A 14,833-nucleotide genomic window follows, 5' to 3' on the forward strand; every position below is an offset into this window, starting at 1 on the left:
CCTGAATGATCAACGGGTTTGAGATGAGCGCACTTCAGAGTGCTTAGGTATGTTTTAACAGTAGTTGCTAAATGTTACAACTGAATTGAACGACTTTAATTTAAATTATATGAAAAACTAGGCGCGGATGCGCCTAGTGAGAAGAGGGCGGGTTAGGCAAGCCATTTAGGCAGTTTGTTTTCGTATGCCTGAATGTCGTCTACAAATTGTAATGTCCAGCCGATTGAGTCTAAGCCATTGACCAAACAATGTTTATGAAAATCATTGATATCAAAACGATATACTTGGCCATTGACAGTTAGTATTTGCTCAGGTAAATCAATGTTAAAAACAACGTCTGCATCACTATTAACCGCTTGAAATAAGCTTTCAATTTCAGTTTCTGACAGCTTTATCGGTAAAATCTGGTTATTCATGCAGTTGCCATAAAAGATATCAGCAAAGCTGCTTGCAATAACCACATCAAAACCATAATCTTTAATTGCCCAAGGCGCATGTTCTCGACTTGAACCACAGCCAAAGTTATCGCGTGATAAAAGCACATTTGCACCTTGATATTGAGGTTTATTTAATTCAAAATCAGGGTTAGGTTGATCACCTGCTTCGTCTAGATAGCGCCAGTCATGGAATAAATGAATGCCAAAACCTGTACGATCCACTTTCTGTAAAAACTGTTTAGGAATAATTTGATCGGTATCGACATTAGATTTGTCTAATGGCGCTACTTTGCCTTTAATTTGGGTTATGCCCGACATTATTTATCTCCCATCAGTTGACGAATATCTACAAAGTGACCACTCACGGCAGCTGCTGCAGCCATTGCTGGGCTGACTAAGTGAGTACGACCGCCACGGCCTTGACGCCCTTCAAAGTTCCGATTTGAAGTGGACGCACAGCGTTCTTCAAAACCAAGTTTATCGTCGTTCATGGCTAAACACATAGAACAACCAGGTAAACGCCATTCAAAACCAGCAGCGATGAAAATCTTATCTAAACCTTCTTCTTCAGCTTGTTTGCGCACTTGACCAGAACCCGGAACCACAAGTGCTTCGATGCCTGTTGGTACTCGACGGCCTTCCGCTACTTTCGCTGCTTCGCGTAAATCTTCAATTCGGCTGTTGGTACAAGAGCCAATAAAAACTTTATCAACTTTTAAATCAGTTAATCTTTGGCCGGCTTTAATGCCCATGTATTTTAATGCTGCAGCGGCTGACGCTTGTTCAACTGGGTTGCCAAAACTTTCGGGTGCAGGTACAGGACTGTCGATACCTATCACTTGGCCTGGGTTGGTGCCCCAAGTGACCTGAGGACTGATCTCTTCAGCTTTTAAGTTAACCACAGTATCAAATTTAGCATCTGGATCAGACTTTAATGTTTTCCAATACGCAACCGCCGCTTCAAAATCTTCACCTTTAGGTGCAAACTCACGATCGCGAACGTATTCAATTGTTGTCTCGTCGGGTGCGACCAAACCGGCTTTAGCACCAGCTTCGATACTCATGTTACAAATGGTCATGCGCGCTTCCATTGATAAGGCCTCAATGGCTTCACCACAGTATTCAATGACATGGCCGGTCGCGCCATCCATGCCGATTTTACCGATAATAGCCAAAATAATGTCTTTGGCTGAAACCCCGAAAGGTAACTGGCCGTTGACTTCAACCTTCATTGTTTTGTAGCGATTTTGTTTTAGCGTTTGTGTCGCTAATACATGTTCTACTTCTGAAGTGCCAATACCAAATGCTAAAGCGCCGAAGGCTCCATGAGTAGCAGTATGAGAGTCACCACAAACAATAGTTGTGCCTGGCAGGGTGATACCCAATTCAGGACCGATCACATGCACTATGCCTTGTTTTAAGTGACCAACACTATATAAACGAACACCAAACTCTTCACAGTTTGATTGCAAGGTTTGCATTTGAATACGTGCCATAGGGGCAGCAGCATCAATCGCAATCGATTGAGTCGATACATTGTGATCCATAGTAGCGAATGTTTTTTCAGGGCAGTGAACCGGGCGATTTTTTTCTCTTAACCCTGCAAACGCTTGCGGAGAGGTTACTTCATGAACCAAATGACGGTCGATATAAATTAGCGGTGTTTCACCTGCTTCAGCACGCACTATATGTGCGTCGTAAATTTTTTCGTATAAAGTTTTAGCCATTACATACGCTCCACTAATTGTGCAATGTAGTCACCGACTTGCGCGGTAGTTTTTGCTTCATCTCGACGCGCTGGTGGTAATAATTCACCTGTTAAAATGCCGTCATTCAGTGTTTGCACGACTGCTTTTTCAATGGCGTCAGCAATGTCGTTTCGGTTAAAGCTAAAGCGGATCATCATTGCTGCAGATAATATTTGTGCTATCGGGTTAGCAATGCCTTGGCCTGCGATATCTGGGGCACTGCCGCCTGCAGGTTCATACATGCCAAAACCCGCTTCATTGATTGAAGCCGAAGGCAATAAGCCCATAGAGCCTGTGATCATGGCACTTTCGTCAGAAATAATATCACCAAATAAGTTAGAGCATAATACAACATCAAATTGGTTTGGATAACGGATCAACTGCATGGTCGCATTATCAATAAACATATGTTCTAACTTGACGTCTGGGTAATCTTTGGCGACTTCTTCAACAATTTCACGCCATAAAACACTGGTTTGTAGAACGTTTGCTTTGTCAATTGAGGTGACTTTACTGCGACGTTTACGCGCGGCTTCAAAGGCGATTTTGCTGATGCGGCGGATCTCTTTTTTGCTATAGCGCATGGTATCATAACCATAAGTCTCTTCACCTTCACCTGCACGGCCTTTAGGTTGACCAAAATAAATGCCAGAAGTGAGTTCGCGAACGACGAGCGTATCAAAACCGCTTTTAGCAATATCTTCACGCAGAGGTGATAAGGCTTCTAAACCAGGGTAGATTCTCGCTGGGCGTAAATTACTAAATAAATCAAAATGGCCTCTAAGACCCAATAACGCGGCTCTCTCAGGCTGCTCTTGTGGTGGCAAGTTTTCCCACTTTGGGCCACCGACTGAACCAAATAAAATGGCATCAGCTTGCTCACAAGCCGTAACGGTTGCAGCTGGTAATGCTTGCCCTTGATTGTCGATAGCAATACCGCCAACGTCTTGTTCGTCAAATTCAAAAGTCACTGCAAACTTTTGTTCTACTACTTTAAGTACTTTAATGGCTTCGGCCATGACTTCCGGACCAATACCATCGCCCGCTAATACCGCGACTTTCATATTATTTTCTGACATTATAAACTTTCCCAATATTTACCACTTATTTTTGTTTGGCTTTTTTCTGCAACTCTATCTCATCGGCTCGATGCGCTAAATTCATTACATTTAATAAAGCTTGAGCTGATGATTCTACGATGTCGGTTGAAAGACCAAATCCGCGGAATTTCTGACCTTTGTATTTTACAATAATATCTGTTTGGGCCTGGGCATCTTCACCGCCCGTTTTAGCAGCGATTGCATAATCAACGACGGTTAAATCCATATCGACTAAATCTAATAAAGCGCGATAGGTTGCATCCACTGGGCCATTCCCAATTGCAGAACCTTTAATTATACCATCGCCAACCTTTAATTTAACCCCCGCAAGTGCAGTTTCGTCGGTTCCAGAGACCGCATTTAAATAAATTAGTTGATAATGTTGTTTATCAAGCTGTTGTTGATTGAAATATAAGAGTGCTTCTAGGTCATAATCAAATACTTGGCCTTTGCGATCTGCGAGTTTCAAAAAGCTGGCATACAGTTCGTCTAAATCATAGCTGAGCTCACTATATCCCATAGTTTGCATTCTATGTTTAATGACATGGCGGCCGCTGCGTGAGGTCATATTTAAATCGTTAGTGCTTTTACCAATGCTTTCAGGGGTGATGATTTCATAGGTGTTTTTAGCTTTTAAAACACCATCCTGGTGAATGCCAGACGAGTGGCTAAAGGCGTTGGCTCCAACAATGGCTTTATTGGGCTGAACAGGCATATTACAGAGTTGACTAACCAGTCGTGATGTATGATAGATTTCTTTATGATTTATACGACTATTTGCAGCGAATAAGTCACCGCGTGTGTTTAAAATCATGGCGACTTCTTCTAGCGAGCAGTTGCCGGCACGCTCACCAATACCATTGATGGTACATTCAATTTGACGCGCACCTGCTTGCACGGCAGAGATTGAGTTCGCCACGGCCAAACCTAAATCATTATGGCAATGAACCGAAATGACGGCTTGATCAATGTTTGGGACTCGGTTAAATAAATTATCGATAATGCCGCCAAATTCGCTCGGTATCGTATAACCGACAGTATCTGGAATGTTGACTGTCGTCGCCCCGGCTTTTATTGCAGCTTCGACCATGCGGCATAAGTTATCGATCGGTGTACGACCAGCATCTTCACATGAGAATTCAACATCATCTGTGAACTTTCGGGCATATTTAACCGCATTCACGCCCATTTCTAATACTTGGTCAAAGTTGCGTTTTAACTTTTGTTCAACGTGAATGGTTGAGGTAGAAATAAAGGTGTGGATACGAAAACGCTCGGCTACGCTCAACGATTGAGCACAGGCATCTATGTCTTTTTCAACGGCTCTGGCCAGACCACAAACGACAGAGTTTTTAACTTGTTGCGCAATGCTGCGGACAGATTCAAAATCGCCAGGGCTCGAGACCGGAAAGCCGGCTTCCATGACATCCACCCCTAAGCGCTCTAACGCCAGTGCAATTTGCAATTTTTCTCGTACTGATAAGCTTGCAGATAATGCTTGCTCGCCATCGCGTAAAGTCGTGTCAAAAATGATCACATTATCAGTCATACCCGTACTCCTAAATAGCTCATTAATTTTTTACGTTGGCAATAAAAAACCCGTGCATGGCACGGGCTTTTTATTGAGATATCTTGTATGTTGTACTTTTTATAAACGCTCAATATACCGTGCACGAATATGCTGTGGGCTGAATAACAGACTGAGTCGTAACAACATGATAAAATAGCCTTAAAAAATAAGAATATTAAGTTATTTTGGTTATATTCGTGCAATATGTCAACTGCAAAGCCCGGGCAATATTCAAACAAGTGTTTGACGATTTGTCTTTGTGAAAGCATTTTGCCGCTGGGTGGTCTATTAAATGAGAGTTTAAACACATGGTCAGCAAAATAGGGCAGAGCACACCTCAAGTGCCCCCATTATTGGCAAAGCGCCATCAACAAACTGAGCCGGCAGAGGCAAGCATGAAAGCCACTGAAGTTAAGGCTAAAGTGGTGGCTGGCAGCCAAGTGTCGAACCGAGCAGCCGCTGTGATCAAGCAATTAGCAAAAAAATATGTCTCGGATGAAGCTGCGGACAAAAAAGGATTAACTTTAGACGCTAGAGCGCAGCGGCGAAAACGCTTGGAAGATGCGCGTAAACAACAAAACATAGAAGCAATTTTACACCAAGCAGCAGAATATGTTGATGAAAGAGAATGCCAGGACCGCTTAGATGAAGATTGGCTGTATCAATTTTTTAGTTTAGCTGAAAGCATCTTCGCACAACCAATGCAGGCGTTATGGGGTAAAATTTTAGCAATGCAGACGATGCGCCCTGGCAGTTTTTCGTTGCGCGCACTAAATGCGCTAAAACAAATGACACATAGAGAAGCCCTTATTTTTCAGCGCGCTTGCGCGTTATCATTAAAAGACGGCAAACATACAGGGGGCAGAATTATCAGTGGCTGTTATCGCCTGCCGCCTTGGTATCAGGTTTTTAGCGACCGCAGCAGTAAAAAGCTAAATTTAAGCCAATACCAATTAAACTACCCTGATTTGCTCACTTTAATTGATTTAAACTTACTCTACTCTAGTGAAATTGAAAGTGTGTTATCTGTTGCTAAACCTTTGGTCCTGCAAGCGGGCAGTGAGCAATGCATTTTGCGCCCACATAGTAGTCAAACTATTGTTACTTATTACCGTTTTACACAAGCAGGCGCAGAGCTAGCGACATTATTGCCTAGCCAGCTCAACGAACAATATAAACTCCAACTAGGTGAGTCATTTGGTGGTCTATTATCGGTTGAATTTAGCGCTCGTTCTGCAAATAATTAACAAAAGCGTTAGTTGTTTGGTTGTGACTACTTTGATACCAATTTAATTTTGGATGAAGTTTAACTACCTCACCGATAATAAGTAAGGTAGGACTCCCTTTTTTATGTTGTTCAAAGTCCGCCAACTGATTTAATTTGCAGCAAAAAACTTTTTGTTCGGCGGTGGTGCCGTTTTCGATGATGGCGACCGGCGTATCGGGTGACATTCCATGTTTGATTAACTCGTCTTCAATGAGGGCAGCACGGGCTAAACCCATATAAATGACCAAGGTTTGATAAGGACGCACTAACGCTTGCCAATCAGGTTGCTCACCGGCTTTGCTATTCTGGCCTGTTACAAAGACAACTTTGCGCGCATAATCACGGTGCGTTAAAGGGATGCCTGCATAACTTGCGCAGCCGGCAGCTGCGGTAACCGCAGGCACGACTTCAAATGGAATTTGCTGTTCGACTAATGTTTCTAATTCTTCACCTCCGCGGCCAAAGATAAAAGGATCACCGCCTTTTAATCGACACACTTTTTTGCCTGATGCGGCTTGTTCGACCAATAGCTGATTGATTTCAGTTTGCTGCTTTAAGTGTTTATTTTTTTGTTTTCCAACACAAATAAATTCTGCATCTTTTCGCGCTAAATCGAGAATTTGGGAAGATACTAAACGATCATGCACAATCACGTCAGCCATTTGCATTTTTTGCACAGCTTTTAATGTTAACAGTTCTGGGTCGCCAGGCCCAGCCCCGACCAACCAGACTTCACCTTGGGCTTGTTGGCCAGTGATCATATCGTCTACTAATTGTTCTTTTTGGTGCTCTGTTAAGCTGTCATATCGAGTCATTATGGCACTGGTAAAAAACTTTTCCCAAAATTGTCGGCGTTCGCCAATCGAATTAAAGGCCTTTTTTATTTTATCGCGCAAGCCGCCAGCATATTCGGCAATGGCAGAAAGATTTTGCGGTAGCATGGTTTCTAACATGGCGCGAATTCGCCGTGCCAGTACTGGGCTCATACCTGCCGATGAAATAGCAATAATTAATGGCGAGCGATTAACAATAGAAGGCGTGGTATAGCGACAGATATCTGGTTGATCGACAGCATTGACGAGGATTTTATGGGTCTCGCAATAGTGATAAATTTGTTGATTAATAGCGTTATCGTCGGTCGCTGCAACGACTAAACGCATGTCCTTGATAAGCTCAGCTGCCCACGGTGATTGCCGATAGGTAAATTGTTTCTGATCGGCTAACTCTGCCAACTCAGGACTCAATTTAGGCGCAATCACAGTCAGTTCTGCTCCGGCTTTAAGTAATGCCGAGACTTTACGACTGGCGACTTCGCCACCCCCCACCACGGCACAAGGGAAACCACTTAAATTTAAAAATATTGGAAATTGCTGCATTTTTTATCCTGCATAACGGCTAAACAAAAAACGCCCCGAAGGGCGTTTTAACATGACTCATAGGCATTTTTATATGCCGCTGCCACCTTCGTGTAAACCACATTCTCTTTTTAGGCCAAAAAAACGGGTTTCTTCTTCGCTCATGCCTAATTCAAGTGGACGTGAAGTGTGCCAGTCCCCAACTGAAACATAACCTTGGTCCCATAGTGGATGATACGGAAGGTTGTGCTCTTTTAGGTAATAGTGCACGTCTTTGTTGGTCCAATCAATGATCGGATAAAACTTATAACGGCCACTACTAATTTGCAATACAGGTAAAGATGCACGAGAACTCGCTTGGTCACGTCGTAATCCGGTGAACCAAACTTTTGCTTGCAGTTCTTCTAATGCGCGTTTCATTGGCTCAACTTTATTAATTTGATTGTATTTTTCAATACCTTCAATGCCTTGTTCCCAAAGTTTGCCCCAGCGCTGTTCTTGCCATGCAGATGACCAAGGCGCTTGGTATACTTTTAGGTTTAAATTTAGGCGTTCTGTCAGTTGGTCAATAAAATCATAGGTTTCTGGAAATAAATAACCAGTATCCGTTAAAACCACAGGGATTTGTTCAATTTCGCTATTGACCAAATTTAACATGACTGCAGCTTGAATACCGAAGCTAGACGACAGAATTTGGCCGTCCGGCAAATTGTTTTTTGCCCAGATAACCCTTTCTTGAGCCGATAGCGACTCAAGTGTCTGGTTAACTTTTTGCAGCGTTTCAGCTTGAACTTCAGCTGGGGCTGTTAGCAGTTCATTAAAATCAGTTTGTGACATGAAACTCACGACCATCGTAAACAGCATTAACATAGCCTTCGCGAACGACAAAATCACCGAATCTTTCATTTTGCTGGCGATCTTTAGCGTAATGCGCAAAAAGCTTATCGATTTCGGCTAGGATCTCGTCTTCACCAATGTTTTCTTTGTACATTTGATTTAAGCGAGTGCCTTTACCGTCAGCCCCTAAATACAGGTTATATTTTCCTGGACCTTTACCAACCATGCCAATTTCGGCTAAAAATGGTCGGCCACAGCCATTTGGACAGCCTGTCATACGGGTCACGATTTCTTGTTCTTCAATGCCATGTTTTTCGGCTAAAACATCAAACTTTTCAATTAAACGAGGTAGATAGCGCTCACTCTCAGCCATTGCTAAAGCACAAGTTGGCATGGCTACACACGCAATGCTATTCAGCATAATCGGCGACAATACTTGACCTAATAATCCGTATTGTCGGCATAAATCTTCGATTTGTTTTTTGTCTTCAGAAGCAACGTTCGCAATCATAATATTTTGATTGGCTGTCATACGATATTCGCCTTTATGGATTTTGGCGATTTCGCGTAAACCTGTTTTTAATGGGGCGCCTTCACGATCAACAATTCGGCCTGCTTCTAAAAAGACGGTTAAATGCCATTTGTTGTCTAAACTTTCTACCCAACCAAAACGGTCGCCTTGTTGAGTAAACTCGTAATCTCGGGCCGGCTCAAATTTTTTGCCTGCTCGTTTTTCGGTTTCTTCTCGGAATTGATCAACACCTAAGGTATCAACGGTATATTTGGTTCGTGCACGCTTACGATTTTCTCGGTTGCCAAAATCGCGTTGCGTTAACATCACTGCCTGGGCAAAATCATTAGTATCTTCTGGTTTAATAAAACCTAAAACGCGTGCTAATTGCGGATAGGTGTTTACATCACCATGGGTTGAACCCATGCCACCACCCACTGCAACGTTAAATCCAGCTAAATTACCGTTTTCATCAGCGATGGCAATAAAGCTTAAATCGTTTGCACTGATATCTACGTCATTATGAGGTGGAACCGCAACGGCAATTTTGAACTTACGGGGTAAATAAGTGCGGCCATATACTGGTTCTTGCTCGTCTTCTGGGCTGGTTTCGATTTTTTCTTCATCTAACCATAGCTCATAATAAGCACGGGTTTTTGGTAACAAGTGCTCAGAAATTTTGACGGCCCATTGATAAGTATCTTGCTGCAATTTTGACTCAACCGGGTTGGTATTACACATAACATTACGGTTAACGTCACCACAAGCGGCAATAGAATCTAGCTTAACTTGATATAAACCTTTAATCAGGGGCTTTAAGTTACGCTTCAAAATACCATGGTATTGAAAAGTTTGTCGCGTCGTTAAACGAATAGATGCATAATCGGTCAACTCGTCTGCAATCTCATCAATTTGTAACCATTGGGGCATAGTGATAACACCACCAGGGATACGAGCGCGTAACATGAAAGTATGTTTAGGTTCTAATTTCTGCTTTTTACGTTCAGCACGGATGTCTCTGTCATCCTGCATGTAAAAACCATGAAACTTAGTTAATTGAGTATCATCCTCAGCAACCGCCCCTGTGGTCTGATCGGCAAGGCTTTCTTCGAGTGTGCCACGAAGGTAGTTACTGTTAATTTTAATGTATTCGTTAGCGGCTAATTTTTTATCACTCATTAGTAAACATCTCTCTGATAACGTTTGTTTTTACGCATGTCGCTGACATAAGCTTCGGCCTCTTCACGGCTTTTCCCACCTTGCTGTTCGATGATGGTGACTAATGCTTCATGAACATCTTTGGCCATATATGTTGCGTCTCCACAAACATAAAAGTAAGCACCTTTTTCTAACCACTGCCAAATATCTGCAGCTTGTTCAAGCAATCTATGTTGTACATAGATTTTTTCTTTTTGGTCCCGTGAGAAGGCCAAGTCAATGCGGTTTAAGACGTTACGTTTTAAATAATCTTGCCATTCAACTTGATATAAAAAGTCTTCGGTGAACGTCGGGTTACCAAAAAATAACCAAGTATCATTTTCGCGGTCGTTGGCGTCAATTTCTTGAATAAATGCACGGAAAGGTGCAACGCCGGTACCAGGACCAACCATGATAACAGGCGAGTTATCTTCTGGTAAACGAAAGTGGCTATGTTCAATAAAGACTTTAACTTCATCGCCTTCTTCGATCCGTTCAGCTAAATACCCAGAAGCACCGCCTTGGTGTTCTTGTCCAAACGCATCATATTTAACTAAAGCAACTGTTAAATGAACTTCTTCATCAACTTCAGCTTGGCTTGAAGCTATTGAATAAAGTCGTGGCGTTAAACGGCGTAAGCAGCTAACAAATTGTTCTGCCGCCAGTTCAGCTGGGTGTTCTCTAACAATATCAATTAATTGACGTGGTTCGATATACTCCCGCAATGCTTGGCGATCAGCCGCTAATTCTATTAACGTCTTGTTATTGGTTAATTCTGCATACTTTGCGACAAAACCTGGATGACTTAATGTCAGTTCAAAGTATTCAGTTAGCGCCTCTGTTAGCGTTAGCGTGTGCTCTTCAACTTTAATACTTGCGTTGGCATCCATCGATAATAGTTCAATCAACTCGGCAACGATAGCGGCATCATTTTTGAACCAAACACCTAACGAATCACCAGGTTGATAGGTTAACCCTGAATCAGCTAAAGATATTTCAAAATGGCGGATATCTTTTATTGAATCGCGGCCAGTGATCTTTTGGTTTGTTTCTAATGTTGCAGGGAACGGATTCTTTTTATTGTACGCTGATTCAACTGCAGTTGGTGTCGCGGCAGCAGATACGCTGACTTGAGCTGCTTGTCCTGACTGCATGTCTTTGCTCATAGCTGTAACGGCTCGTTCAATCCAAGCAGCAGCATCGGCTTCATATTCAACGTCGCAGTCAACTCTAGGTTCGATTGCAGTTGCGCCTAATTTAGCTAGGCGCTCATCAAAGTCTTTACCGGTTTGGCAGAAAAACTCATACGAAGAATCACCTAAAGACAATACAGAGTACTTAGTATTGTTTAATTTTGGTGCTTTTTTGCTGACCAAAAATTCGTGGAAATCAATTGCATCATCTGGTGGATCACCTTCACCTTGGGTACAACTTGTGATCAGAACGTGAGTTTCTGATTTTAATTCTTTATTTTTATAGTCGCCCATTGAAATGCAGCGTACATCAAGGCCTGCTGCTTTTGCAGCCGCTTCTGCTTGTTCTGCAACTCCTTTTGCGTTACCGGTTTGTGAGCCGTATAAAATAGTTAATTTATGTGCTGCAGCAGGGGCTGAGGCGGTAACATTGGCGGTTGCAGGTTGTGCTTGGCCAGATTGTGAAAGTCCAAATAAATAACCGCTAACCCAAGACAACTGGTTGGCTGACATAGAAGCGGTGATTTTATTTAACTGTGTGAGTTGCTCTTCAGTAATTGGGCTGAAGACTTGTGTGTTTTGCGACGACATATTCCCAAACAATCCTAGATTAATTTATGTGCATATTTTAGAGGTATCATTGATAACTGGAAAGAATAAATACAAATTTTTTATTTCATTTTGGAATATGCAAAATGTCGTTAAGCTTTGTACTCGGTAAATGCTCTGGTTACCGCTTCCATCTCAGCTAACAATTGCTCTACTAATTTATCAATATTAAGCAGTATGCCTTTTTTCAGCTGCGATTCTAACCTGTTGGTGAGTGAACGCAAGCGAGGAACGCCCGAATAACAGGTTGAGCCATGAAATTTATGTATCACCTCTAATAATTCACTGTGATCTTGTGCTTGGTAGCATTTTTCTATATCTGACTTTACATGCTTAAAGCTGTCTATCAACATCGCCAGCAACTCTTTTGCGATATCTTCATTGTGGTTGGCTTTTTGTAAACATAAAGTCCAATCGATCGTTTGTAACCTTGTGTCGGTTTCATTCTTTTGTGCTTTTACCGCCTGTGGCTGGTTTTTACGACTCGTACTTGTAACCCACTTGTTCACAAGGCGGTTAAATTTTTCCATATCTATCGGTTTGGCTAAATAATCATCCATGCCGGACCGTAATAATTTTTCTCTTTCTTCTTTAAACGCATGCGCAGTAAACGCAATGACGGGTGTTTGTTGATTCAACTGGCTTTGGCGAATCAAACGACACGCCTCCACGCCATCCATATTGGGCATTTGCACATCCATTAAAATAAGGTCATAAGCATTGTTTTGGCATAAGTTAACCGCCTGACTGCCTTGAGAAGCGGTGGTGAGCTCCACTTTTTGATCTCGTAAGATAGCGGATAAGAGTTTTAAATTGGTTTCGTTGTCATCTACCGCGAGCATTTTTATTTGCGCATCACCTGAAGTGTGTTGGATTTGATCTACGGCCGTTGTGGGGTTTAATTGGGCGACTTTTTTGTCCGAGCGTCTTGCATTTCTTTGCCATAAGGTTTTTAAGCGCGTTAACGTAAAAGGTTTTTCACATACTGGCCAGTCTTTTAAGTTGGCTTTGCTTTGTTCTGGTAGTGAGGTGTATAAAGGCACAGCTAGAACAATGAATGCGTCAGCTTGATTTTTATTGGCAAAGCCAGCCTGCAGTGGTGTGAGCTCTATAGATTCTTCATCACAATCACTTGCGATTACGATAAGATCATATTGAGTTTCACCATTTATTTTGTCTTCCCATTGTTCGATATCATGACATACGTCTACAATTGCAGCGCTTTGTTCAAATAGCTTTTGATAGCTGGCCGCGGTGATTACATGCGGATCAAAAATGAGGGCGCTTTGAATGTCGGATAGTGGACTTTGAGTTTCACCCTGTGACGTGGTGATTGGCAAAGTAATAGTAAAACAGGCACCATGCCCTGCTTGACTCGTTAATCGCATGTGGCCATTCATTTGCTGGACCAAACCATAAGTAATAGCTAAACCTAACCCAGTACCACCATATTCTCTAGTCGTACTTGCATCAGCTTGCTGAAATGCCGTGAAGAGCTTTTTTTGTTTATCTATGTCGATGCCAATGCCTGAGTCTTCAACTTCGATAATTAAATACTTTTGACTTTGCGAAACGGGTTCTAAATGTATCCGTAAAATGACAAAACCTTCACGTGTGAATTTGATAGCGTTGGACAATAAATTGGTAATGATTTGTTTAAAGCGACGTTCATCGCCGATGGCCGTTGTAGGGATACGATCTGCTTCATACGAAAAAACAAGATTTTTGGCAAAAGCATCTCGGGCCATTAACTTAACAACATCTTCAATGGTGTCTCCGAGTCGAAAGGTCGATTGGTCAAGTTCCATTTTGCCTGCTTCTATTTTAGAAAAATCCAAAATATCATTCACGATAGCCATTAAACTATCGGTTGATTTGTGCATGATGGCGACATAGTCTGCATAGGGTTGCGGCAGTTTGGCTTTTTTTAATTCGTTAGTGAAACCCACAATCGCGTTCAGTGGAGTTCTAACTTCATGAGACATTGTGGCTAAAAACTCTGACTTAATTTTACTGCCTTCTTCGGCTTCTTTGCGAGCGATATCTAATTCGGCATTTTTTTCTTCAACTAAGAGCAAGTTATGTTGTAATTCGCGGGTGGCTTCTTCAATTTCTGATTCAAGACGGGACTGATTATCATATAATTGTTCGGCCATCCGATTGATACCTTCTTTTAATTCGTTTAGCTCGTATTCAACTGGTGTATCAAGGCGATATTTAAGATCCCCGCTACCTATACGTTTTACGGCGCCAACAAACGCATTGAGCGGTTTTAATAGCTTATTCACTAAAGTCAGCATAATAATGCTGGTTAGTACGACAGCCAAAATAAGCATAATAATGACGTTTAAGTTGCTAGTAAACTTGTCGTAAACTTCGCCAGAAACGTCTAGGGTTATTATGACTTCACCTATTGGGATTAGGGTGTTTTCATCTGAATTTGCATACAGGATTTTTTGGCTATCGATAAGCTGTCGCGTTTCGTATCTATGCGGTTTTTCATCCGCTTTAGAAGCGGCGAACAAACGACCATTCGCGCTAAACACTTTTATCCTGTATACAGGTAAGCTGGAACGGGCATGTATGTTTCTTAGTTGCTGTGCGAGTGTACTGGGGCGTTTTTCTTTTAGGCCAGTTTCACTAATGTAGCTGACGGCATCTAACAAAGTAGTGACTTGTCGTTCTAAGAGCGCATCTTGCTTTTGGTTGCTGTGATATACGGTGTAAAGACAGATCCCAACCGTCATTATGATGCTGGGCAGAATAGAAAAAAAAACAGCATTACTTAGCAGGCTGGGTTTAAACATAAATCAACCAAAAAATTTAACCGATTTTGATATCTTATGCACAAGCGTTAATGAGTTCAATTTAAAAATGTGTTGACACTGTCTAGTTAACACATATGGTATTCAATTAAGATGAGGCTAAATAGACGTAAAATAGGATTGACTCATCCACCATTTTGTTTAAGTGGCTCCAATAACTGAACACTATAACGGGTATTGGAAT

At 42.1% G+C, this 14,833-nt stretch carries 10 protein-coding genes; 1 reads left to right on the forward strand and 9 read right to left on the reverse strand.

The features are described from left to right. Positions 1-152: 152 nt before the first annotated feature. Genes leuD through leuA form a run of 4 tightly spaced genes read right to left on the reverse strand, consistent with a single transcriptional unit; the run spans position 153 to position 4,834 of the window. A complete protein-coding gene (gene leuD / locus C727_RS0106975) occupies positions 153-755 on the reverse strand; it encodes a 3-isopropylmalate dehydratase small subunit (protein ID WP_017444912.1) in 603 nt (200 codons plus the stop codon). Further along, positions 755-2,164 (reverse strand): 3-isopropylmalate dehydratase large subunit, encoded by a 1,410-nt coding sequence (leuC, locus tag C727_RS0106980; RefSeq protein ID WP_017444913.1) that lies wholly within the window; start codon positions 2,162-2,164, stop codon positions 755-757. Before leuC ends, leuD begins: the two co-directional genes overlap by 1 nt. Next, positions 2,164-3,264 (reverse strand): 3-isopropylmalate dehydrogenase, encoded by a 1,101-nt coding sequence (leuB, locus tag C727_RS0106985; protein WP_017444914.1) that lies wholly within the window; start codon positions 3,262-3,264, stop codon positions 2,164-2,166. The genes leuC and leuB overlap by 1 nt, the downstream gene beginning before the upstream one ends. Positions 3,265-3,289: 25 nt before the next feature. Further along, positions 3,290-4,834 (reverse strand): 2-isopropylmalate synthase, encoded by a 1,545-nt coding sequence (gene leuA / locus C727_RS0106990; protein ID WP_017444915.1) that lies wholly within the window; start codon positions 4,832-4,834, stop codon positions 3,290-3,292. 329 nt (positions 4,835-5,163) lie between these two features. Between leuA and C727_RS18145 the strand changes: the two genes are divergently transcribed. Further along, positions 5,164-6,102, forward strand: a complete 939-nt coding sequence (locus C727_RS18145) for a TIGR03899 family protein (protein WP_017444916.1) — start codon at positions 5,164-5,166, stop codon at positions 6,100-6,102. Here the strand turns inward: C727_RS18145 and cysG are convergent. From cysG to C727_RS0107020, 5 genes are all read right to left on the reverse strand, one after another. Next, positions 6,077-7,498, reverse strand: a complete 1,422-nt coding sequence (cysG, locus tag C727_RS0107000; protein WP_017444917.1) for a siroheme synthase CysG — start codon at positions 7,496-7,498, stop codon at positions 6,077-6,079. The genes C727_RS18145 and cysG overlap by 26 nt on opposite strands. A 69-nt stretch (positions 7,499-7,567) precedes the next feature. Next, positions 7,568-8,314 (reverse strand): phosphoadenylyl-sulfate reductase, encoded by a 747-nt coding sequence (locus C727_RS0107005; protein ID WP_017444918.1) that lies wholly within the window; start codon positions 8,312-8,314, stop codon positions 7,568-7,570. Next, positions 8,301-10,004: an assimilatory sulfite reductase (NADPH) hemoprotein subunit gene (cysI, locus tag C727_RS0107010; protein ID WP_017444919.1), complete on the reverse strand. Its 1,704-nt coding sequence runs from the start codon at positions 10,002-10,004 to the stop codon at positions 8,301-8,303. The genes C727_RS0107005 and cysI overlap by 14 nt, the downstream gene beginning before the upstream one ends. Next, a complete protein-coding gene (locus C727_RS0107015) occupies positions 10,004-11,806 on the reverse strand; it encodes an assimilatory sulfite reductase (NADPH) flavoprotein subunit (RefSeq protein ID WP_017444920.1) in 1,803 nt (600 codons plus the stop codon). The genes cysI and C727_RS0107015 overlap by 1 nt, the downstream gene beginning before the upstream one ends. 110 nt (positions 11,807-11,916) lie before the next feature. Beyond that, on the reverse strand, positions 11,917-14,631 hold the full coding sequence (locus tag C727_RS0107020; protein ID WP_017444921.1) for a response regulator: 2,715 nt from the start codon (positions 14,629-14,631) through the stop codon (positions 11,917-11,919). Positions 14,632-14,833 lie beyond the last annotated feature (202 nt).

This window comes from Gayadomonas joobiniege G7 (genome assembly GCF_000300815.1).
Classification (GTDB): domain Bacteria; phylum Pseudomonadota; class Gammaproteobacteria; order Enterobacterales; family Alteromonadaceae; genus Catenovulum; species Catenovulum joobiniege.

Coding starts and splice junctions, on each gene's coding strand:
- cysG (WP_017444917.1), bottom strand. CDS start 7,498: ATGCAGCAATTTCCAATATTTTTAAATTTAAGTGGTTTCCCTTGTGCC.
- C727_RS18145 (WP_017444916.1), top strand. CDS start 5,164: ATGGTCAGCAAAATAGGGCAGAGCACACCTCAAGTGCCCCCATTATTG.
- cysI (WP_017444919.1), bottom strand. CDS start 10,004: ATGAGTGATAAAAAATTAGCCGCTAACGAATACATTAAAATTAACAGT.
- leuA (WP_017444915.1), bottom strand. CDS start 4,834: ATGACTGATAATGTGATCATTTTTGACACGACTTTACGCGATGGCGAG.
- leuC (WP_017444913.1), bottom strand. CDS start 2,164: ATGGCTAAAACTTTATACGAAAAAATTTACGACGCACATATAGTGCGT.
- C727_RS0107005 (WP_017444918.1), bottom strand. CDS start 8,314: ATGTCACAAACTGATTTTAATGAACTGCTAACAGCCCCAGCTGAAGTT.
- C727_RS0107020 (WP_017444921.1), bottom strand. CDS start 14,631: ATGTTTAAACCCAGCCTGCTAAGTAATGCTGTTTTTTTTTCTATTCTG.
- C727_RS0107015 (WP_017444920.1), bottom strand. CDS start 11,806: ATGTCGTCGCAAAACACACAAGTCTTCAGCCCAATTACTGAAGAGCAA.
- leuB (WP_017444914.1), bottom strand. CDS start 3,264: ATGTCAGAAAATAATATGAAAGTCGCGGTATTAGCGGGCGATGGTATT.
- leuD (WP_017444912.1), bottom strand. CDS start 755: ATGTCGGGCATAACCCAAATTAAAGGCAAAGTAGCGCCATTAGACAAA.